The sequence below is a fragment of the Kribbella sp. NPDC050820 genome (genome assembly GCF_040653975.1).
Lineage (GTDB): Bacteria > Actinomycetota > Actinomycetes > Propionibacteriales > Kribbellaceae > Kribbella.
Map to the genome: position 1 here is coordinate 1 of NZ_JBFAHB010000051.1, position 20,910 is coordinate 20,910.

The 20,910-nt window shown below is 68.6% G+C and carries 19 protein-coding genes and 1 tRNA gene; 14 read left to right on the forward strand and 6 right to left on the reverse strand.

Going from position 1 to position 20,910, the window contains the following annotated elements:
• Positions 1 to 164 precede the first annotated feature (164 nt).
• The 5 genes from AB0H36_RS32825 (at position 165) to AB0H36_RS32845 (ending at position 4,731) form a co-directional block, all read left to right on the forward strand.
• Entirely contained in the window at positions 165 to 758 is a 594-nt protein-coding gene (locus AB0H36_RS32825) for a hypothetical protein (RefSeq protein ID WP_360532503.1), read from the forward strand.
• 126 nt (positions 759 to 884) lie between these two features.
• Positions 885 to 2,165: an alpha/beta hydrolase gene (locus AB0H36_RS32830; protein ID WP_360532506.1), complete on the forward strand. Its 1,281-nt coding sequence runs from the start codon at positions 885 to 887 to the stop codon at positions 2,163 to 2,165.
• A gap of 92 nt (positions 2,166 to 2,257) precedes the next feature.
• Positions 2,258 to 2,737, forward strand: coding sequence for a SigE family RNA polymerase sigma factor (locus AB0H36_RS32835; RefSeq protein WP_360532509.1), 480 nt, complete (start codon positions 2,258 to 2,260; stop codon positions 2,735 to 2,737).
• Between the two features lie 12 nt (positions 2,738 to 2,749).
• Positions 2,750 to 3,352 (forward strand): META domain-containing protein, encoded by a 603-nt coding sequence (locus AB0H36_RS32840; RefSeq protein ID WP_360532512.1) that lies wholly within the window; start codon positions 2,750 to 2,752, stop codon positions 3,350 to 3,352.
• 215 nt (positions 3,353 to 3,567) lie between these two features.
• A complete protein-coding gene (locus AB0H36_RS32845) occupies positions 3,568 to 4,731 on the forward strand; it encodes a hypothetical protein (RefSeq protein ID WP_360532515.1) in 1,164 nt (387 codons plus the stop codon).
• On the opposite strand, the gene AB0H36_RS32850 is transcribed toward AB0H36_RS32845, so the two are convergent.
• Positions 4,728 to 5,156 (reverse strand): DUF1761 domain-containing protein, encoded by a 429-nt coding sequence (locus AB0H36_RS32850; RefSeq protein WP_360532518.1) that lies wholly within the window; start codon positions 5,154 to 5,156, stop codon positions 4,728 to 4,730. The genes AB0H36_RS32845 and AB0H36_RS32850 overlap by 4 nt on opposite strands.
• A gap of 128 nt (positions 5,157 to 5,284) precedes the next feature.
• Between AB0H36_RS32850 and AB0H36_RS32855 the strand changes: the two genes are divergently transcribed.
• The 3 genes from AB0H36_RS32855 to AB0H36_RS32865 all read left to right on the forward strand — a co-directional run bounded on the left by AB0H36_RS32855 (position 5,285) and on the right by AB0H36_RS32865 (position 9,329).
• Positions 5,285 to 5,357 (forward strand) — tRNA-Arg (locus AB0H36_RS32855).
• A 76-nt stretch (positions 5,358 to 5,433) separates the two neighbouring features.
• Positions 5,434 to 7,998 carry a hypothetical protein gene (locus AB0H36_RS32860; protein ID WP_360532521.1) on the forward strand — a complete coding sequence of 855 codons (2,565 nt, stop codon included), beginning with the start codon at positions 5,434 to 5,436 and terminating at the stop codon, positions 7,996 to 7,998.
• Positions 7,995 to 9,329 carry an SWIM zinc finger family protein gene (locus tag AB0H36_RS32865; protein WP_360532524.1) on the forward strand — a complete coding sequence of 445 codons (1,335 nt, stop codon included), beginning with the start codon at positions 7,995 to 7,997 and terminating at the stop codon, positions 9,327 to 9,329. The genes AB0H36_RS32860 and AB0H36_RS32865 overlap by 4 nt, the downstream gene beginning before the upstream one ends.
• A 4-nt stretch (positions 9,330 to 9,333) precedes the next feature.
• On the opposite strand, the gene AB0H36_RS32870 is transcribed toward AB0H36_RS32865, so the two are convergent.
• A complete protein-coding gene (locus AB0H36_RS32870; RefSeq protein WP_360532527.1) occupies positions 9,334 to 10,134 on the reverse strand; it encodes a hypothetical protein in 801 nt (266 codons plus the stop codon).
• Positions 10,135 to 10,318: 184 nt separating this feature from the next.
• Complete coding sequence (locus tag AB0H36_RS32875) at positions 10,319 to 11,155, reverse strand: alpha/beta hydrolase (RefSeq protein ID WP_360532530.1); 837 nt, start codon at positions 11,153 to 11,155, stop codon at positions 10,319 to 10,321.
• Positions 11,156 to 11,299: 144 nt separating this feature from the next.
• On the opposite strand from AB0H36_RS32875, the gene AB0H36_RS32880 reads away from it, so the two are divergent.
• The 4 genes from AB0H36_RS32880 (at position 11,300) to AB0H36_RS32895 (ending at position 16,818) form a co-directional block, all read left to right on the forward strand.
• Positions 11,300 to 12,937 (forward strand): response regulator transcription factor, encoded by a 1,638-nt coding sequence (locus AB0H36_RS32880; protein ID WP_360532533.1) that lies wholly within the window; start codon positions 11,300 to 11,302, stop codon positions 12,935 to 12,937.
• A gap of 59 nt (positions 12,938 to 12,996) precedes the next feature.
• Positions 12,997 to 13,950, forward strand: a complete 954-nt coding sequence (locus tag AB0H36_RS32885) for a calcium/sodium antiporter (RefSeq protein WP_360532536.1) — start codon at positions 12,997 to 12,999, stop codon at positions 13,948 to 13,950.
• A gap of 115 nt (positions 13,951 to 14,065) precedes the next feature.
• Entirely contained in the window at positions 14,066 to 14,743 is a 678-nt protein-coding gene (locus AB0H36_RS32890; RefSeq protein WP_360532539.1) for a hypothetical protein, read from the forward strand.
• Positions 14,744 to 14,760: 17 nt separating this feature from the next.
• The gene (locus AB0H36_RS32895) at positions 14,761 to 16,818 is read left to right on the forward strand and encodes a hypothetical protein (protein ID WP_360532542.1); all 2,058 of its coding nucleotides are present in this window, start codon (positions 14,761 to 14,763) and stop codon (positions 16,816 to 16,818) included.
• A 1-nt stretch (position 16,819) separates the two neighbouring features.
• Here the strand turns inward: AB0H36_RS32895 and dapA are convergent, their stop codons facing one another.
• Entirely contained in the window at positions 16,820 to 17,710 is an 891-nt protein-coding gene (gene dapA / locus AB0H36_RS32900) for a 4-hydroxy-tetrahydrodipicolinate synthase (protein WP_360532545.1), read from the reverse strand.
• A 72-nt stretch (positions 17,711 to 17,782) separates the two neighbouring features.
• Here dapA and AB0H36_RS32905 point away from each other — a divergent pair, with 72 nt between their 5' ends.
• Complete coding sequence (locus AB0H36_RS32905; RefSeq protein WP_360532548.1) at positions 17,783 to 18,682, forward strand: LysR family transcriptional regulator; 900 nt, start codon at positions 17,783 to 17,785, stop codon at positions 18,680 to 18,682.
• Here AB0H36_RS32905 and AB0H36_RS32910 read toward each other — a convergent pair.
• A complete protein-coding gene (locus AB0H36_RS32910; RefSeq protein WP_360532551.1) occupies positions 18,679 to 19,287 on the reverse strand; it encodes a helix-turn-helix domain-containing protein in 609 nt (202 codons plus the stop codon). The genes AB0H36_RS32905 and AB0H36_RS32910 overlap by 4 nt on opposite strands.
• A gap of 74 nt (positions 19,288 to 19,361) precedes the next feature.
• Between AB0H36_RS32910 and AB0H36_RS32915 the strand changes: the two genes are divergently transcribed.
• On the forward strand, positions 19,362 to 20,564 hold the full coding sequence (locus tag AB0H36_RS32915; RefSeq protein WP_360532554.1) for an NAD(P)/FAD-dependent oxidoreductase: 1,203 nt from the start codon (positions 19,362 to 19,364) through the stop codon (positions 20,562 to 20,564).
• Here AB0H36_RS32915 and AB0H36_RS32920 read toward each other — a convergent pair.
• Entirely contained in the window at positions 20,551 to 20,898 is a 348-nt protein-coding gene (locus tag AB0H36_RS32920) for a DoxX family protein (RefSeq protein WP_360532557.1), read from the reverse strand. The two genes, AB0H36_RS32915 and AB0H36_RS32920, sit on opposite strands and share 14 nt — an antisense overlap.
• Between the last annotated feature and the right edge of the window lie 12 nt (positions 20,899 to 20,910).

Below are 20,910 nucleotides of genomic sequence, written 5' to 3' on the forward strand. Positions count from 1 at the left end.
TGTCGCAAGTCCCAATCTCCCAGCACGCAAGGGCATTCTCGCGTTACGGCACGCTCACCCCAGCCAACTCACCCCAGTCCATCGGTGGATCCAGGTTTAGGGGCGCGCGACGTGACTCCGGTCGACCATCATGGGTGACCTTGCCAACCCGGAAGGACCGAGTCGTGAGTGCATTACGGACACGGGGCCTGATCGGTGCGACGCTCGTCGTGGCTGTACTCGGAGTCACCGCCGCCTGCGGTGACGAGAGCGCCACGTCCCCGCCCGCCGCCCAGCCCACGGATACCCCGACCACCCCTTCGTCGCCCACCCCCAGCGGCACCCCGAGCATGGACTGCCCCGACACCATCGCGGCAGTGCGTGCGGCCACCGACAAGGTCGTCTGGGGCAAGGGCGCCGCCAAGTCCCTGTTCAACCCGGTCAGCGTGGCGGTCTGCCAGTACGACGCCAAGGCGTCCGGGCAGGACTACGCGACCGTCAGCACGAAGCGCAACGCCAAGCAGGCCGCGGAGCTGTTCGCTCTGGTGAACGCTCCGAAGCCGGTCGCCAAGAAGCCGGGCTACTGCACGCAGGAGCTCGGCCCGACGTACGTGCTGCGGTTCACCGACAACGACCGTGGCGTCCTCTCCTACACAGTCGAGGCCTACGGCTGCCGCCGCCTGGTGGCGACCTCCCTGGAGGGCCAGGGCAAGCCCGGCGAACTGCCGGCGCCCCGCCAGGTGACACCCGAGCTGATCAAGTCGCTCGGCCTGCGCTGACCCTGCCCGGACGCGCCCCCCGAAGCCGTCCGGACCGGGTCAACCCGCGCCTGCCTTGCGGGTCTCCTCCCTGGGTTGACCCGCAAGGCAGGTGGCGGCTCCTCGCCATCTGTTGCAAGCTGCAGCATGCGAGTGTTCCGGTTGCTGTGTGCGCTGCTGCTCGTCAGCACCGCCTGCTCCTCGCCGGCGGCGTCTCCCACGGCTCCATGCATCAGCGGCTTCACCTGTACGACGCTGAGCGTGCCACTCGGCGCTGGCGATCAGACCCTGAAGCTGGCCGTGGCCGCAGCCGACAACGTCGATGCGCCACGCGGTGTCCTGCTGATGCTCACTGGTGGCCCAGGCCAACCAGGTGTCTCCCTGCTACCGCGGGTCCGTACCAACCTGCACCCGGACCTGCTGCGCGAGTACAGGCTCGTCATGTTCGACCAACGCGGCACCGGGTCCGCTGGCATCAATTGCCCTTCACTGCAAGCAGCTGTGGGTGGTTCGGACTTCCTGGCTGCGCCGGCCGGGACTGTCGAGGACTGTGCGCAGCGGATCGGCCCAGGGCTTGGGTACTACGGCACGCCGGACACGGTCGAGGACATCGAGCGGCTGCGCCAGCACCTCGGCGTCGAGCGGCTGACGCTCAACGGGACGTCGTACGGGAGCTTCACGGCGGCGCAGTACGGGCTGAAATACCCGGACCGGGTTGCCTCGATCGTGTTGGACTCGGTCGTGCCGCACAAGGGGTTCGACCCGCTCAGCGTCGACCTCATGGCTGCTACAGGCTCCGTGCTCCGCGCTACCTGCCGACAGGACCCCGCATGTACGACGGACCCGGTGGCCGACCTGGCGTGGTTGGTTCGGCATGGGCCGGTCGACGGCACGAGCCTGTTGGAGAGCATGTCGATCTCCAGCCTCAACTCGGTCAACCCGTCGCTGAAGGGGATCCCGGCGATGCTGCACGCCGCCCGCAACGGGGACGACGCGGGCCTGAAGGAGTTCGTCCAGACCGTCACCAGCAGGAACATCGCGTACGACGAGTTGTCCGCCGGGCTGCACCTGGCCACGCTGTGCGCCGACTTGCACGTCACCAAGGCCAGTGTCGAGTCCGAACTGACGAAGCTGGATCCGGCAAAGCTGTATCCGTACGACGTGGAGACGTCACGCAACCAGCTGATCGTCGACGGGTGCTCCCGGTGGCCGGCTGCGCGGATGTCGACATATCCGGCGGCTGACAAGCTGATGCCGCGGACGCTGATCCTGCACGGCACCAACGACCTGTTCTGCCCGGTGGAGTGGGCGCGGTGGGAGCAGGAGCACGCACAGTCGGCGCGGCTCGTCGTCGTACCCGGAAGTGGACACGGCGTGCAGCGGGATCCGCGCGGCAAGGAGGAGGCCCGGGCTTTTTTGCTGGGCTGAGACTCGACTGTGTGTGATTGGTTGCAGCACCCTGAGCCACTCGATGCGTCTAATAGGTGTGAGGTGTTGTACGCCCAGCCGGGGAGTGGCGAGTGGAGTTCGAGGAGTACGTGTCCGCACGCGGACAGGAACTGGTGCGGCTCGGTTTCACCGTCTCCGGCGACTACCAGCGAGCAGAGGACCTGGCGCAGATCGCGCTGATGCAGGCGTTCCGGTCGTGGCGGAAGGTTCGGAAGGCAGACGACCCGCACCACTACGTCCGGCGGATCCTGATCAACGCGTACCTGTCGATGACGCGGCGACGGTCGTTCACCGAGTCACCGGCCGCCGAGATCGACGCGGAGCGCACGGTTCCCGACCACGCCACCGAGGTCGCGAACTCGGACGCGCTGTGGCGAGCGCTCGCTGAGTTGTCGGCGCGGGAGCGAGTCGTGCTGGTGCTGCGCTACTACCAGGACCTGGACGACCACACGATCGCCGAGGTGCTCGGCATCAAACCGTCCTCCGTCCGGGCGACCGCCAGCAGGGCGCTCGCCACGCTACGGACGACAAGGCAGTCCCACCATGTGTGATGAGAGGTTGTCGTGAGCAACACCGATCTCGAGGATGACCTGCGGGGTACCTTCGACCGTGCCGCGGCCTCGGTGCCGCAGGCCACCGGTCTGACCGAGCGCGCGACCACGGGCGCCCGGCAGGCCCAGCGTCGTACCTGGATCGTCTCCGGCGCCGCAGCGGTAGCAGTGGCCGCCATCGCCGTCGTCGGGTTCAGCCTGGCGGGCGGGAACTCACCAGTGCAACTGCCGGTCGCCGGCGGCGAGGCGTCTGTCGCCACGCCGTCCGTGCAGCCGCCGCCGTCGGCCGAGAGCGTGGCCGGCACGTGGCGTCCGGTCCAGATGGCCGGGCTCACTTCGCTGAAGACGGAGCGGCCCGACGACCCGGTGATCGAGTTCCTCGCGAACGGGACGTGGACCGGCTCGGACGGCTGCAACGGGCTGCAGGGGACATACACGATCGGTCAGCGTGGTGAGTTCACCGCGAAGGCCGGGCCGCAGCGGCTGGTCGGCTGCGACAACGTGCCGCATACCGCCGTACTGCAGGGTGCCAAGCGGATCACGCTCGACGCCGACACACTGAAGTTCTTCGGCGCCGACGGGCGCGAACTTGCGAGTTACGCTCGCGCACGGTAGTCGGAATTGCTCGCTTTCGGTGATCAGGCCTTGACTGAGCGGAGTCACTGACTGGACCATGGAGACGGCCGTCCACCGATTTGGGGAGCTACGTGCGACTCTCAGTTACCGTCCCGCTGCTCACACTCGGCTCAGTGTCACTCTTCGCGGTCGGCTTGACGGCGTCCGGGGCTGCCCCGGCCGCCGCGGCGCGGTGCTCACACGCGGAGCCCAGCGTGAGCTCGGTGCAGTCCCAGCGGCTGGCGCAACCGACGTCCGCGTCGGACCCGCGGCCGCTCGGTGAGAGCCTCGGCGACGGCATCAGCCTGGCCGTCCGGTCCCTCGAGCCGGTGGATGCCACCGGGCGGCCGACGTCCGGCCTGCCGTATGGGTTGAGCCAAGGTGTGATCGGCGTGGTCGGATCGGCGTCGACCGGCTACAAGGTCGTGGTGGACACCTCGATGGTGGACACCCGCAGGTATGAGGCCGCGATGAACCGCAACGTCCCCGCGGCCGGCAAGCAGATGGTCCGGGTCGAACGCAGCTGCCGATCGGCCCGCGCGATCGCCGACGCCTGGAACACGGTGGGCGCCCGGTCGTGGTCGGGCGACGCCACGCGGACCACGTTCGCCGCCGATCTCGACCCGGTCAGCGAGGACATCGTCGTCGAGTACGACAAGGAGACGACGTCCGGCGAATCGTTGGAGGGCCTGCGCGGGCTGTCCGGCGTACGGCTGGTGGAGAGCTCACTAGCGCGGACGTCCCGGCTCAACGACACCCCGAAGGGCGGTCACTGGGGCGGAGCGCGGATCACGTCGGCGCTGAAGAACTGCACTGCCGGCTTCTCCGTCGTACGGCGGTCCAACGGCCAGCGCGGATCGGTGACCGCCGGACACTGCGGCGGCGTCGGCACGCTGTGGAAGTCGGGCAGCCACTACTACGGCACCACCTCGGTCCGCACGAACTACCCCGACTACGACCAGGCCCTGCTCACCGGCAGCACGTACGGCGCCAAGATCTGGACCGACGGCCCCGGCGACTCGGCCGACACCCGCACGGTGAAGGGCGGCGGCGACCCCGGCGTCGGCACGGTCGTCTGCCAGTCCGGCAGCTTCAGTACGTCGCTCTGCGGCATCACGGTCCGCTCGACGTCAGCGAAGTACTGCGACACCGACGGCTGCACGACGTACGTGATCCGGGCCACCCGCGGCGGCAAGATCGCGATCATCGGCGGCGACTCCGGCGGCCCGGTCTACACCGGCCGCGGCTCCACCGGCGCCACTATCCGCGGCACCACCTTCGCCGGCTCCGGCTGCGCCTCCTCCCGCTGCACCACCCTCTACGCCGAGCGCTACGCCTCCATCTCCGGCCACCTCGGCGTCTCAGCCCTCACCGGCTAGGTCCACACCGCCAGAATCACCGCGATCACGAGGATGCTGACGGCGTGGTAGCCGGCCGTGATCCCGATCCACGTTTGCGGCTCGGGCTTCCGCGGATCGAAGAACCCGGTGACGTACAGTGCCGGCGCCACGAGCAACAGGCCCGCCACCAGGCCGAGCACCACACCCTCGCCGAACGTATCCGTCACGGTCGCCTCGGCCACCATCGCCAGCGCCACCGTCGACACGAGGCAGGTGATCGCCGGTACGACGTACATCACCGCCGGCGTCGCCCGCTCCGCGTCCGCCTCGGTCCACCCAATCGCCTCCTGCCACTGCTTGCCAAAGGCAACCGGGGCGTACCACAACCCACCGATCCCGAAGTACACCACCGCGCTCACGACCACCGCGAGCCAGTTCAAGTCCCCCAGCACACCAAAACTCATGATGCCTCCCCCACGAACCACCCCATCCCCGCAGCGTGCGCCCACCCCACCCCCGTGTCCAGCGCTCACCCTCCGCACACGAAGATGAGCCCCACCCCCAAGTTCCGCTACGCTGTCCCCGTCTGTCCGCCCCCGTAGCTCAGGGGATAGAGCGTCGGTTTCCTAAACCGTGCGTCGCAGGTTCGAATCCTGCCGGGGGCACCTATCGGTGCTGATGGAAATGCTTGATCGAGCATCCAGGCCGCGGCCGGGAAAACGCCGGGCTAGGGTGACCGTCGTGTCCGTGTACGACGAACTGGAACGGCTGCTGGTCACCGGGTCCTGGCGTGAGCTGGTGCCATATCTGGACGCCCCGGCGACCAGCCAAACCGGCAAGGAAACTCGAGCGTGGTACCGGTCGCGTCGGGCTCACTGGACCGGGGAAGTCCACTACCCCGAGTTCGATCTCGCCGCCTGTCTCCGCGCCCTCGCGGTCGCGCTGGCGAAGCCGGAGCAGGCGGCGAGGTGGCTGTCGAAGCTCGCGTCGGACTGGCGTCCCGGTCCCGCTGACGAGTTGCTGGTCGAGCTCGCTTCCCGCCGCGGCCGGGACTGGTGTGTGGCATTCCTCGAGACCGCGTCCACGGTGGCGAAGGGCGACGGGTTCCTTTCTGCGTGGATTGCGCGACTCGCGCGGCCGCTGATCGCGGCCGGTCTGGCCGACCTGCCGACCGGCCCGGCCTTTGCCAAATCCTGGGCCGAACTGCACGCGCTGGCAGCGTCGGAGATGAAGTGGGCGCTGTGGCGGCAAGAGCGTCACGGTACGCCGGAACCGCTGCCCACCGGATCACTCGTCGAGGAGTTGCGCGCTGACCCCGTCCTGCCCGAAGCCCTGTCAGCCGCGCTGGCCGGCCCGGGCGTGATCGGGATTCTGGAGCGGCACGCCGTACCGTCGTGGGAGCTCGGTCCAGCCGTCGCCGAACTGGTCGCCGATAGCCACCTCGACCGGTCCCGCGTTCTGGCCGACGCCTTTGTCGCATTGACTCGCCAGGACACTCCCAGCACCCAGAAGGGCATCGCGAAGCTGCTGGCAGCACTCGACCTGAAAGGTCCGGACCTCGCCGATCGCATGCCGTTGGTCCAGGGGTTGCTGGCGACCAGCCACGGATCGGTGACCGCCGTGCTGTTGCCCGCAGCGGTCGAAACCGCTCACGCCGACGACCTCCCCGACCTCGCGGCCACGATCTTCGCGCGTCCGGAGAAGGCCCAGAAGACCGTGCTGCTCAAGGCGTTGACCGGGCCGCATGCGGTCGACCGGTGGGGATCCGACGCGGTGACGATCGCGCTCAAGGTCGCGGCCGACGTACCCGACCAGGCGCTCGCGGACCGAGCCGCCAAAGCGCTGACCGCACTCGGAGTCGCCCAGGAAACCAACGCAGAGGCTCCGCCGTGCGATCTGTGGACCGCTCCCCTGCCGGTGGACGACACCGGGCCGGCCGCCAAGATCGAGCCGGATGAGCCTGGTCTGGCCGCTGCTCTGTCGCGGATCATCAGATCGATCACGGCTGCGGACGGCGCGGTCTTCTGGGACGCGATCGTCCGCTGGGCTGCCAGATCGCCTCATGAGGTGCGCTACTGGGCCTGGTCCGCACATCAGAGCCTCGGCGACGGAGTGCGCCCGCCGTCGGCGCTGTGGGCGGTGGTCACCGCGGCCGATGTGACCGCGAAGACCCACCTGACCTTGTGCGACAAGATCGCGAACGGCGTCCATGCGCCGACCGACTGGGAGATCGCCGGCCTGTCCCTGACCGGTGCGGTCCACGAGATCTTCGCGAGCGAGACGACCCTCAGACTCGGCACGATCCCGTACCTGCTGAGCACCCCGACACAGTGGAACGGCCTGCTCTCCTTCGACACCCTCGTGGACCGTCTCAAAGGCTATGGCCGCACGTCGGCAGGCCCGACGGATCTCTTCCTCGCGCTACTCCGCCTCGAACCCACACGACCCGAACACACAACCCAACTCGACGGATTGTCACTCGACCTGTGGTCTCCAGGATCCCGGTGGCGTACGGCGAAACACACCGTAGATGCGGTCGACCTGCTGCGACAGTGGATCGAAGGCGGCGGCCTCCCGAAGCTCGTGGCTCGGCATGACGGAGCCACCGTGACCGTCGAACCGGTCCGGCTTCCGATCGACATCGGCCTCATCCCAGGCATCCCGGCCGGGCTCCTCGACGGTCACACGAGCGGTACCCATCGCGAGTACCACGAGTGGGCGATCCGAGCCGACACCGGATTCGGGATCGTCCCGGCCTGGCCGGATCTGTTGGCCGCCAAGACGCAGACGCAGTACGACCAAGCCGCGCGGCACCCACCTCGCTGGTTGCCGATGATGGCGCACGCGCCCGGCCCCGGCCTCGCTGTCCAGCATGACATCGCGGCCACGCTGTGCCACGCCGACGAGGATCGACGGCTCCTCGCCGTCGAAGCAGCGCTGGCGCTGATGGGCCGCAGTCGGTGGGACAGCACGGCGTACACCGAGTGTTGTCTGCATCTCCTCGATGACGGCTTACTGCGTCTCGGTCGCCTTGGCCACTCGTGGGAGCAGCTGATTCTCGCGGGTGGCCTGCAACCACTCTGGCCGACCGCGATGACCGTGCTTGGCAAGGCTTCGGTGCTCGAGCGGAAGCCCCCTGGGCTGGCGGAGCTGTACGGCATACTGCGTCGCTACGTCGGTGCGGTCCCCGATCCACAGATCCCCGAATCCGTCCTGGAGCTGGCGGCATCGAAGGGTAGTAGCAAGGCGCGGGTGGAGGCAGCCGCCTTTGTGGCAGCAGCCGCACGGGGAGACGGCAGAGCGTGACGATCGAGGCCGGTTACCGCACTGATTCGACACTCGTCCGGCGTACCGATCGCAGCGCACTGCTGGAACTCGAGACAGCGCTCGGTGCGACTCCCGGCGGGCTCGTCGAGCAGCCGCGGTTCTTCAGCGGAATGCTGGCGCGGCCGGACGTGACCGCGGCCGGCATCCTGGCGGTCGCCGACGTGGCCAACAGCCGGTACTTCGACGCGGGTCTCGTCCACCGCCTCAGCAATCTCGATCCCGTGGTCACCGCGTCGGGCGACCGGCTGCGATTCGAGGCGTTCTCACTCTGCAACGGAGTCCATGCCCGGCTCGATCTGCTTGCCGACGGCATCGACTCGGGCGAGGTCGCGCACGGGACCACCAACGTGGACATCAACCAGCCGCTGCGCACCGCACTCGCCGGAGTCGGCGGCACCGAGCTCGTCCACCTCGACGTCGGAACCGAAGGCCTCTCAGTGGCGACGCTCGACGCGACCCATCACGAACGGAAGGTCGATCTCCCGGACCGATGGATCAGGGGCTTCGCCGAGACGCCCGTGCTCGCCGCGCGGATGACGCAGCGGGCCGAGCTCGCCGGATCGGCGGCGGCTCGATGGCTCGCCGCATTGCCCAAGTCCGCGCCGGGTCCGTCGTACCACCTGCTCCCGGCGCCAGGCGGATTGCGACAGTCGACCCGGCCATCGCCTGGGTCCGTGCATCTTGCCGGAGCCGCGCGGCTGGGAGCGTCGGCGCGGGTCGCGCGCTTCACGCACCGCCTGCGCGTGTTCGGGTCCGACGATCACGCCAGCGCGTGGGTGTTCGAACTGCCGGGCGCGCGGTTGACGCTGCTGCTTTCCCCAGAACCGTACCGAGGCTTCTCGGGTGAAGGGGGCCTGCTGACCACCTTGACGGCGCCTTCGGCCGGGTCCGCTGCCGCCCGGCTACTCGAACATCTCGCCTGGCAGCCGGACATCGATCGCGATCGGCTGGCGGCGACGACGGATCTTTCCCTCGCGGACGTCGATGCGGGCATCGGCTTTCTGGCCGTGTCCGGCAAGGTGGGCTACGACCTCCACGAGAGCACCTGGTTCCACCGAGAGTTGCCGTGGGACAGCGAACGGATCGAGCGTGACAACCCTCGACTGAAGGACGCCCGCCAACTACTGCAGGACCGAGCCGTCGCACCATCCGCCAACGGCTGGTCGATCACCTCCGGCAACCACCGTCACTGGGTCAAGGGCGATCCGTACACCTGCACCTGCCTGTGGTGGGCCAAGTACCACGGCCAACGCGGCCCCTGCAAACACGTCCTGGCAGTCACCCTGTACGTCCAGACGCAGCAGCACTAGCAGGTCACTCGCCGAACAAGAGTGGAGCGGTGCCGGGTTCCAGGGCGTGGCGGAAGTGGACGGGGTCGGGGAAGGTGGTTGGGACCTTGCCCAGGCCTTGGATGATCGTGGTGGGGCCGGTTGCGTGGCCGATGGCGTACAGGTAGCCGGACTGGGTTTCCTTGTCGATGCCGAGTAGCAGGGTGCCGTACTGGCCGCATTTCTCGGCGATCAGGGCGTCGAAGGCCTGCCACGTGGAGGCGCGGACCCGCTTCACGACCGGCTTCATCGGCGAGGTCAGGGGAAGCCGGATCGTGTAGAGGGCGCCGCCGCGCGTGGTGGCCAGGAAGGTGTCGTACGTCGAGGTCTGGCTGATCAGCGCCATCGTCTTGACTGCCGAGAAGCCACCCGCGGACTGCGGGTTGGTCCAGCCGAACCCGCCTCTGGAATCCCACCGGGTGAGCGTGCCGTCTCCGCGCAGCGAGTAGTGGTTGACGAGGGCAAAGGGGTTCGTGTCGTACGGGTAGCTCGTCTCGAGGAAGGTGACGTCGCCCCAGCCGCCACCGATCCGGGAGTTGAGGGCCTGCGACCGGTCGACCTCGCCGTCCTCCGTGAGCAGGTAGAAGCTGCTGTACAGCCCAGCGCCGATGACCACGTGGCCGTGGTAGCCGCCGCCGAAGTTGGGGATCTCCGGGTCATTGACGATCAGACTGCTCAACCTGGGCTGGCCGTCGGGGTAGATATCGGTGTACCGCGGCTTCTGCTGCACCGTTGGTGGCGAACCGGCAGTGATCACCCGGGCCGTGTGGTCACCACCGGCGGTCACCGATCCGACCTTGACGGAACAACCAGCCGACACCTGCGCCGGCGCAGACGTCCCCGCTTGTGCGGGACCAGGGGTGAATCCGACCACCAGACATGCGGCAACAGCCGCCTTACTCAATCGACCGGACATACCCAGCCCCTCGGATCGCAGTACGAAGTAGCACTCCTGCCTACCTCGATACACATCAGCCCCGGAAAGTTGCTGCGTCCGAACAGCGGGAGGCGAAGGTGGCGATTGGGGCGGCTACGGCCGATGGGTTTGTGGTTACTGAGAAGTGGTCGCCGTTGGTGAGGGTGGTCTCCTCGTGGTCGGGGAAGAGGGCGTGGAGGAAGGCTCTGGTTGCGGGGTTGAGCGGGTTTTCTGAGGCGGCGCTCCAGGAGAGGACTGGGCTGGTGATGGTTGCCGCCTGGTCGGGGTCGAAGGTCCAGTCGACCAGGGCGGAGGCTTCGGTCTCGATGAAGGTTGCCGCGTCTCTGATGCCCTGGTCGATGACGCCGGGTCCTGCGGCCTTCGTCGCCGTGCGCCAGTCCAAGCCGGTCGGCTCGAAGAGGGCGTCGAAGGCGCCGGCAACGTCCCCTGCCTGGTAGTGCCCTGCCATCGCCTCGAACGCCGGCCCAAGGATTCCCAGCAGGTCCGCGAAGTTGCTCGCGGCCAGCCAACTGCTCGACGGCAGCGGCTCGAGCAGTGCCAGGGATCGCACCCGATCCGGGTAGGAGGATGCGAGTACGAGCGCGATCATCGCGCCCTCGGAGTGACCCACCAGGTGTGCCCGGTCCACCCCGAGGTGGTCCAGCAGGGCTACGACGTCGGCCGCCTGCAGGTCGAACCCGCCGGCCGGTCCGCCGCTCTCGCCGTACCCGCGCCGGTGGTAGCGGATCCGCTGGAATTCGCTGAACGCCGGCTGCTCGGCCAACGGGCGAAGGAAGTCGGCCCAGATGGCGCCGTGGATGAACAGCACCGGTTCCCCCTCGCCTTGGACCTCGTAGGCCAACTCGGTGCCGTTCACGGTTGTCGTCTTCATCAGAACTCCCTGGTTTCGTAGGACGGCTTCTGATTCGAGACTGGCCGACCGTGCCACCGCAGGGATCGGCATTGGCTGCCACCCTGGATCCGAGGGTGTGGGTACAACTACCCAACTCCGATGGGCCGGGGGCATGCTGATGCCATGGATGCCATGGATGCCGTGGCCACGGCACACCTGGCCCACGCACGGGAGCTGCACCGGACCTCCCGGTGGGAGGCGGCGTGCGTCGAGTACGCCGCTGCAGACGCCGAAGAGCCGCTCACCGTCGAGGATCTGGAAGCGTTCGCAGAGGCAGCCCAGGTCTCCGCCCGGGGCGATGAGGCGGTCGCCCTCCTGCACCGGGTGTTCGACCTCCGAGTCAGTGCCGGCGAACCTGCAGCCGCAGCGCAGGTCGCGTTCTGGTTGTGGTGGGTGCTCCTGAACACCAACGAGGTCGTCCAGGCGAACGGCTGGCTGCAGCAGACGAGCCGCACCTTGGGTCCCGAAACGGCCGCCAGCCTGTGGCTCCGGATCCCTGAGGCAATGTTCCACGCCGCGACGGGCCAACACGGTCGCGCTGAAGAGCTGCTGAGCGCGATCGTCGACGAAGGTCAGGGCGAGGTGATCCCGTGGGCCTTGAGCATGTTGGGTCAGACCTTGATCGACGAGGGACGGCTGCAGGACGGGCTGGATCGCCTGGAGGAGGCGATGGCCCTCAACACCGGCCTGTCGCCACGCGTCACGCCGTGGATCTACTGCGCCGCCGTCCGCGGGTGCTGTCTGGCCCGCGACTTCGCTCGCGCCCGAGCCTGGAACCGGTCGATGGCCAGGTGGCTCGATTCGCTGAGCAGCCTCGGCGGCGCGTACCTCGGGAACTGCCGCATCTATCGCTCACGGTTGATGTGTCTCAACGGTGCCTGGCCAGCGGCGGTCGACGAGATCGCCGCGGTCTGTGACGACCTCGACGGCTACACAGGTTGGGTTTGCGGGCACGCGTACTACCAGCTCGGTGAGGTACGACGGCTCCGTGGCGAGTGGAATGCCGCCGAAGATGCCTACCGCCGCGCGGCGGAACACGGCTGCCTGACGCAGCCTGGACTCGCCCTCCTCAGACTCGCCGAAGGTGACGTCGACGCCGCGTCGGCCGGCGTACGGCGAGCGCTGGCCGAGGTGACTGCGGCGCCCGATCGCCTGGACCTGCTGAAAGCGGCGGTCGCCATCCACCTCGAGGAAGGGAACATCGAGGCGGCCCGGGATGCCGTGACCGAGTTCGAGGGGATCACGCGAGGGCTGACGACGCCGGCCATCGAGGCCGAGATGTCCGCCGTCAGCGGCGCGCTGGCCCTCGCCCATGGTGATCCCGCAAGCGCATTGCCACTCCTCCGGCGGGCCGCCGCCACCTGGCAGGAGCAGGGTGCCCCGCACGAGACGGCCAAGGTGAACGTCCTGATCGGCCAGGCGTGCCGCGCGCTCGCTGACCATGACGGTGCGCGGCTCGAGTTCGCAGCGGCCCGGGAGACGTTCGAACGGCTCGGCGCGCGTCCGGATCTGGCTCAGCTGAACAGGATTGTCGCCGCCACGGACGCCGACGCCCACGGGCTCACTCGACGCGAGATCGAGGTCCTCCGCCTCATCGCCCGAGGCAAGGCGAATCGTGCGATCGCCAACGAGCTGCACCTCAGCGAGCGCACGGTCCATCGCCACGTGTCCAACATCTTCACCAAGCTCGACGTCGACTCGCGTACCGCCGCCGTCGCGTACGGGATCACCCACCGCATCGTCGAGACAGGCACCCTCTGACCGGAGACTTGAAGGACTCGACGGTTGGCGCGGGGTTAGAGGCGTGAGACGGTGGGGTGGTGGGGAGCGCTCTGCTGATCATCGGTGGTCTAGTGGGGCTGTTGGGTGGGGCTGAACTGCTGGTCCGGGGTGGGACAGGGCTGGCGCTGCGGTTGGGGATTGCTCCGATCGTGGTCGGGGTGACTGTGGTGTCGCTGGGCACCAGCATGCCGGAGTTGGCGATCGGGATTGACGCTGCGCGACAGGGCAGTGCTGGGCTCGCGGTCGGCAACATCGTGGGGACGAACCTGGTCAATCTGTTGTTGATTCTCGGGTTGAGTGCCCTGATTGCACCGATCGCGCTGGACACCCGCACGGTGCGGTTCGACCTGCCCTGTATGACTGCGGCGTCGGTGGTGCTGCTGGTTGTGGCGCTCGATGGGACCCTCGGGACGCTGGACGGTGTCGTGCTCCTGGTTCTCGGAGTCGGTTACACGCTGGGCGTACTGCGCACCGGCCGGCAAGAGTCGCCGGCAGTCCAGGAGGAGTACCAGGCCGACTACGAGGCGAAGAAGGCGCGGCCCTGGGTGCACCTCGTGAGTCTGCTGGTGGGGATCGTCGTCATCGTTGTCGGCGCGACGCTGCTCGTCGACGGGGCGGTCGATGCCGCCAGGGCGTTCGGGGTGAGCGACGCGGTCATCGGACTGACGATCATCGCGATCGGTACGTCGGCTCCCGAGCTGGTCACCACGATCTTGTCGACGATCCGCGGGAACCGGGACATCGCCTTGGGCAACCTTCTGGGATCGAGCGTCTACAACATCGCGATCATCCTCGGCGTCACGATCCTTGCAGCGCCCGGCGCCGTACAGGTCCCTGACGAGATCCTCGGCGGGGACCTCCTGCTGATGGTCGGCGCGGCGGTCGCGTGCGTGCCGGTGTTCCTGTCGGGACGCCGGATCACCCGCGCCGAAGGCGGTGTGTTCGTCGCGGCGTACGTCGCCTACCTCACCTGGCTGCTCATCTCCCAGTAACGCTGACGTCCACTGGACTTCGGTGCCTTGAGCACCGACAGTGGAGCCATCGCGCGCTGCGCGAGTGGGGGGAAGGCACAATTTCATGGTTGATCTACGTGGGGTGGGATCAGCGATGCCGCGGCTCCTGAAGGACTGGGAGCGCACTGTCGCCATCGCCGTCGGCATCGTGACGCTGAGCGCGGCTTTGCTGACGTACGTCGCAGTCCGCCAGGACGACGCGGCCGCGGAAGCACGCGGTCAGGCCACACTGGAAACGCTGCAGGTACAGCGGCAGCGGTCCGTGGCCAGCATCCGGGTGGAGGCCGAGTCCAGCGCGGCCAGTCGCTACCGGCGGTCGCTCGCTGAGGCGGAGGCCATGGAGGCGCAGGCGACAGCCGCAGCGGCCGCCGGCCAGCAAGCGCGAGCCGCGCAACTGCGGGCGGAGGCGCTCGTACTGCGCAGTGTGGCCGACGCATACCGTGAGACGACGTTCGACGTCACACGCCTGAGCGGTACGACGGCGTCCGCCAGCTACGACACCGAGCGCCGACTCGAGACGATCAAGGGCTACGAGGCGTTCGAAGCCCTGCAGCCCGACCAGCCCGCGGCCACTGCCGAGGTCGCCGATGCCCGGCACGCGCAGAGCATCCGCACGATGCTGTCAGTCGTCGCACTGCTCCTGCTCGTCCTGCTGCTGACGGTCGGTCGGGTACTGCGTCCGCGGTGGCGCACACCGGTGCTGGCAACGGCCGCGATCGTCTTCGTGATCGCGACGGCCGGCGCCGGCCTCAACGCCACCGTCGGCGGCTGAGCGAACGGAGCCTGCCCATGCCTGTTCCCGAAGCCCAGATCGAGCTCCCGGACATCGACGTACTCGACACTCCGTTCAAGAAGGCAATCGCTTGTTCTGCAGCGCTTCTGGTGCTGCTCGGCAGCCTGCTCGCCCTGGCTGCGAGCCGAGCGGGCGAGCACGAGCGGAACCTGTCGGCGCATGCGCAGGAGACCTCGATCACCTCGCTCGCCCAGTACGGCGCTGCCTACGTGGAGATCTCCAAACTTGCGGCCAGCGACGGCGAGGTCCGCTCGCTGCGCCAGCGGGCCGAGTTGGCACGGTTCGCGTCCTCGCTGACCGGGACGGACACCTACACGACCGCGGCGCAGATGTGGGACAAGTCGTCGCAGGCGCTCGCCGACCTCGCGGTGACGGAGACGGGCTCGACGCACTTCGAGGACGTGAACCGGCAGGCCTCAGATCGCCTTCTGGAGCCGCGGGTCACCGCGCTCCGAGCCGACGCCGAACGGGAGACCGCCACGGCCTGGGGCACCAAGTCGGACCGCTACGTCCTCGGCATCACCTTGCTCGCGGTTGCCCTTTCCCTGTTGGGACTTTCGCTCACGCTGGCCCCGGGAACCCGGAACCTGGTGGTCGTCCCCGCGCTCGTGATCGCAGGCTTCGCGGTCCTGGTCAGCGTCATCGCGGCGAGCCAACACCCGTTCGTCACACCCGACGCGGCGGTCGTCGCGCTGGCCGAGGGCGACAAGCGGATGTGGCTGCGCCAGTACGACGGCGCCGTCGACTCGTACACGGAAGCGATCCGGCTGCGCAGCGACTACACGCAGGCGTACCGCGCCCGCGCGACCGCGATCGTGCTCGCCGGCAGCCCGGAGAACGCCTCCTACGTCTTCACCACGGTCGACGAGAAATCACGGCTCCGCTCGATCGCCGACCTGGACCGGGCGCTGGAGCTCAGCCCGGTCCCCGACTACCTCTCGCTCGTCAACCAGGGCGCGAATCTCTTCCACGTACGGCGCTACGCCGCGTCCGAGGTGCTGACGCGCAGAGCGCTGGAATCGAACGATCGCCTACCGCTGCCGTGGGCGAACCTCGGTCTCGTCCAAGCGGCCCAAGGCGATGAGGCCGAGGCGCGAGCGTCGTACGGCGAAATGATCCGCCGGACAGCGGAGCGGCCGGACCCGCTCGAGCAGGCCGAGTTGTATGCCAGCTCGCGCACCACGCTGGAGATCCTGGCCGTCAAGGAGCCGGACCGGAAGGAGCTGGTGCAGAAGCTGCAAGGGATGCTCGTTGCCGCACAGGCGGAGCAGTTCTCCCCCGGACCAAACCCGGCCGGCGCGGACGCGGCGATCTCCGCGCTGAAGCTGACCGCCATCGGTTGGTCCGTCGGGGCGACGTACCAGAGCACAAATCTCCCCGCGAAGTCACGGATCTCCTGGATCGGCTACTTCCGGCCGAGGTCCGGCGATCCTTGGCAACAGCGGTCCACTCTGGTCGCGACCGATCGGGTCGTTGCCGGGCAGCCGGGCCAGCGGTACTTCATGGACAGCGGCTGCCCGGGGCGTGGTGAGTACCGCCTCGATGCCTGGCTCGACGACCGGTTGCTGGCCTCTGCCACGGTTTCGAGCACTCCCAGCGGAACGACGTCCTTCGTCGGGTCCTACGACTCGTCAGGTCGCATCTCGGCCTGCCGACCGCCCGGTTGGGACCTCGACGACAGCGTGCCGGGGCGGATCCGGCTGTCCGCCCCGGGCGCTGCCATCGAGAGGTTGACCGTACGCTCGGCGCCGCTCCCGGCCGAGTTGCTCGGCCAAGCCGTGCCAGGCGTGATCGACACCGCGCTGAACACCGAGTCCCTGTGTACGAGCCTTGGCAAGCCGACCGCGCAGGCCCCCTTCGCGCTGGGTGGTGTCAACGGCGTGTTCCGCCAGTACAAGCAGCAGAACGGCGATCGTGCCGTCTGGTGCTGGGCTGGGGTCGGCGCAGACAACTCGGTGCGCACAGTGGTCGCCCAGTACGAGGACAAGGCAACGTCCAGGGGTCTCATGGGCGACCTGCTGACCCGCCTCTACTTCGACGTCCGCCGGCCCTGATTCACGCAGGTACGGCGACGGTCGCGAGCGCAGCCGTCAGTCGTTGCAGGTGAGACTCGGGCGCCTCGAGGAGCGGGCGACGTACGGTCGCGGAAGGGATGATGCCCAACTCGGCGAGGGCGGCCTTGGCCATGACGGCGCCTCCGGACGTACGCATGATGGCGTCGGCCAACGGGAGCAGGTCACGTTGGATCGCCTGCGCCTCGTCGAGGTTGTTGGCGCGGATCGCCCGGATGAGGTCGGCATTGCGGTTGGCAACTATGTTGCCGACGACGCTGACCACGCCAGTCGCTCCGGAGGCGAGGTAAGGCAGGTTGAGCTCGTCGATTCCGCAGTAGTAGGCCAGCGACGTCCGGGCCATCACGTTCATCGCTTCGAACAGGTCGCCCTTGGCGTCCTTGACCGCCCGGATCTGCGGGTGGCCGGCGAGCTCGATCAGCGTCGGGGCCTCCATCGCGATACCTGCTCGCGCGGGTACGTCGTACAGCATGACGGGCAACGCAGTCGCGTCGGCCACGGCCACGCAGTGGGCGACCACACCGGCCTGGCTGGGACGGGAGTAGTAGGGGCAGACGAGGAGCAGCGCGTCCGCACCGGCGGCTTCGGCTGCCCGGGCACGGTCGATGCTGGCGGCGGTGTCGTAGGTGCCGACGCCGGCGATGACCTTGGCTCGCTTGTCGGTCTGGGTCGCTACGGCGCGGACGAGGTCGGCCGACTCGGTGTCGGTGAGGGTCGGTGCCTCGCCGGTCGTGCCGCCGACGACGAGGCCGTCGCAGCCGGTGGCGAGGAGGTGGTCGACGAGGCTGGTGAGGCCGAGTTCGCTGATCGTGCCGTCGGGGTTCATCGGGGTCACGAGGGCGACGAGGTTCGCGCCGAAGAGTTGGTCGGTCATGGTTCGATCCTGGCGCGGACGATTGATGTGGTCCAGCGATGCTTTTTTGGCGATATTGCTTAATCTGTCTTCATGATCGACGTGGGAGCCCTGCAGGCGTTGCGGTCGGTGGCCGCGCTTGGGACGCTGGCGCGTGCGGCCGATGAGCTCGGGTTCACCGCGTCGGCGGTGTCGCAGCAGATCAAACGGCTGGAGCGTCAGGTGGGCGTGCCGGTGCTTGCGCCGGCCGGTCGCGGGGTCGTGCTGACGCCGGCTGGACAGGCGATCGTCGACTCCGCGCCGGAGGTGTTCCAGGCGTTGGAGCGCTGTGCGGAGGCGGCCCAGTCGGTCGCGGAGGGCTCGCCGCGTGGCGTTCTGCGAGTCGTCGCCTTCTCCACGGCCATCCGCGGTCTGCTCGCGCCCACGCTCCAGCAATTGTCCGTGCGCTGCCCGGACCTCCAGGTGCACCTCACCGAGCAAGACCCGGATGAGGCGCTGCGCAGTGTCGATGCGGGGACAGCGGACCTCGCTCTCATCCATGACGCCGATGGGATTCCGGCCGTGGTGCCACCCTCGCTTACCCAGCGCGGGTTGCACACCGACGTCGGCGACGTGGTCATGCATCGGACGCATCCGCTCGCGCGCCTTGACTCGCCTCTCACCGGTGCCGACTTTGCTGGCCAGGCCTGGGTGACGAGTCCGCCTGGGACGGTGTGCCACCAGTGGTTCCGGCGGCTGTTCGCCGACGTTGCCGAGGATCCCGACGTACGCCATCTGGTCGATGATTTCGGCACCCAGTTGGCGCTCATTGCCTCGGGCAACGTCATCGCGTTGATCCCCCGCCTGGCCCGCCCACCGCTCGGCTCCGACCTGGTCGCCCGCCCGCTCCGCCGCCCGCCGAAGCGCGAAGTCCACGCCGCCTGGCGCCGCAGCGCCAACACCAGCCCGGCGATCCAGGCGGTGCTCGCCGAGCTGTCCGCCTCAGGACGCTAGGGCCGGTTCGCGGCGATGGCGGTGTCGATCGCCCTACGGGCGCGGTCGAGGACCTTGGGGTCGCCGAAGAGGACGTGATAGTAGTTCGCCAGCTCGACGGCCGCGGTCAGGTCGAAGACGAGTTGAGGTACGTCGGTGGTGCGCTTGAGCTGCCCGCGATCGCGGGCCACGGCGGCGAAGGACTCGAGCAGCTCCGTCCAGCCCTGCTGGTCCGAGGCGACTGCGTCGTGAGCCGCCGTACCGGAACGGGCGTCGAATTCCGCGAGCATCCCGGCGAAGAAGCAGCCGCCGGGGAAGACGCGCCGCTCGATGTAGGACAGGTAGGACGCGCAGATCTGCTCCAGCTGCGGGAGCCCGTCGTCCGCGGCCAGGGCCGGCTGGATCACCTCGCGCTCGAAGATGTCCCGGGCCGCCTGGATGATGTCCAGCTCGAGCTGCTGCTTCGACCCGAAGTGCGCGTACAGGCCGCTCTTGCTCACGCCGGCCTCCTCGGCGAGCCGGCCGAGCGTGAGCGTGCTCAGGCCTTCGATCGAGGCGAGGCGGACGGCCGTCTCGAGGATGGCGGCGTACGTCTGCTCGCCGTCGGAGCGCCGGAGGCGGTTCACCCTTGACAAGGTAGCACGACCGTGCCATCTATGAGATAGACAGCACGGTCGTGCTGTCTATCGGGAGGGTTCAGATGTACGACGTGATCGTGGTCGGGGCGAGTATCGCGGGATCGACGGCGGCGACCCTGCTCGGACGGGCCGGCCTGCGGGTCGCGCTCGTCGAGAAGCATCACCGAATCGACAGCTTCAAGGTGCTGTGCACACATCATGTGATGGCCTGTGCGACTCCGACGATCCGGCGACTCGGCCTCGACCGGACGATCGAGGCGGCCGGTGGGATCCGGAACGGGCTCGACTGCTACACGCCGTGGGGGTGGGTGGTCGCTCCACCGGGCAGTCCACACGGGTACAGCATTCGCCGGGCGAAGCTCGACCCGATGGTCCGGGCGTTGGCCGCCGGCACGAGCGGTGTCGACCTGATGCTGGGGCAGCGAGTGTGCGGGCTGCTCGACGACGGTGGCGTCAGGGTTCGGGGCGACGACCGGCGCGAGCGGTCCGTGCGCGGGCGGCTCGTGGTTGGCGCGGACGGCGTGAACTCGGTCGTCGCGCGGCTCGCCGGCGCCGAACAGCGGGTGGCGGCGAACGAGCGGTTCATCTACTTCGCAGAGTTCACCGATGTTCGGCTGACGTCGGGCTCGAGGACGCAGATCTGGTTGCACGAGCCCGGGATCGCCTACGCCATGCCGAACGAGGACGGCGTCACTGTGCTGGCGTCGATGCCGGTCAAGGCAGCACTTCCGGCGTACCGCTCCGATCGGGAGTCCGCGCTGCTGGCCGACCTGCGCCGGCTGCCGGATGCTCCGGTTTTCGAAGCAGCCCACCGCAGCTCACCGATCGTCGGTGCCACCGACTGCGCACTCATCACCCGTTCCGCGGTGCCGCGCCCTGATGTCGCCCTCATCGGTGATGCAGCGATGACCTCGGACCCGTCCCAGGGGGTCGGGTGCGGGTGGGCGTTCCAGACCGCGGAGTGGCTGGCCGACGCAGTCACACCGGCGCTGCTCGACGGCAGCCCGCTCGAGCCGGCGCTTCGCCAGTACGTACGGCGTCGCAAGGCGCTGACCGGCCACCAGTCGACCATCGAGGACCAGGCGAAGGCCGGCCCGCCGACGCCTGTCGACCGGTTGCTGCTCGGGGCCGCCGTACGGGACGAGCGGACCGCGGCGCACATGCTTGCCTTCGTCAACCGAACCATCGGTCTTCGGCAACTGCTGGCGCCGGCGGCGATCGCGCGGGCTGCCTGGGTGATGGTCCGGGTGCCTAGTGGTACGTGAGGTTGGTGATCAGGGCGGCCAGGGAGGCGGTGAAGAAGAGGGTCCAGGCGGCCAATTGGTGGTCGTGGACTCGGAGGTGGGCTGCCAGGGCGCCCAGGAAGTAGAGGACGAGGCCGGCGCTGGCCAGGAGGCCTAAGGGCGGGATGGCCAGGCCGGCCAGGAGGCCCAGGGATGCTGCGCCCAGGAGGGTTCCGAGCGGGCGCATCCAGGTGTGGGGGACGTTGAGCTTGTCGGCTTGGGACTTGGGGTAGGCGTGGCCGATGAGGTTGGCTACTGCGGCTGAGGCGGTGAGGGTGGCGGCCAGGAGGGTTGCTGCGAGGTAGACGGCGTACATGGGGTTCCGTTT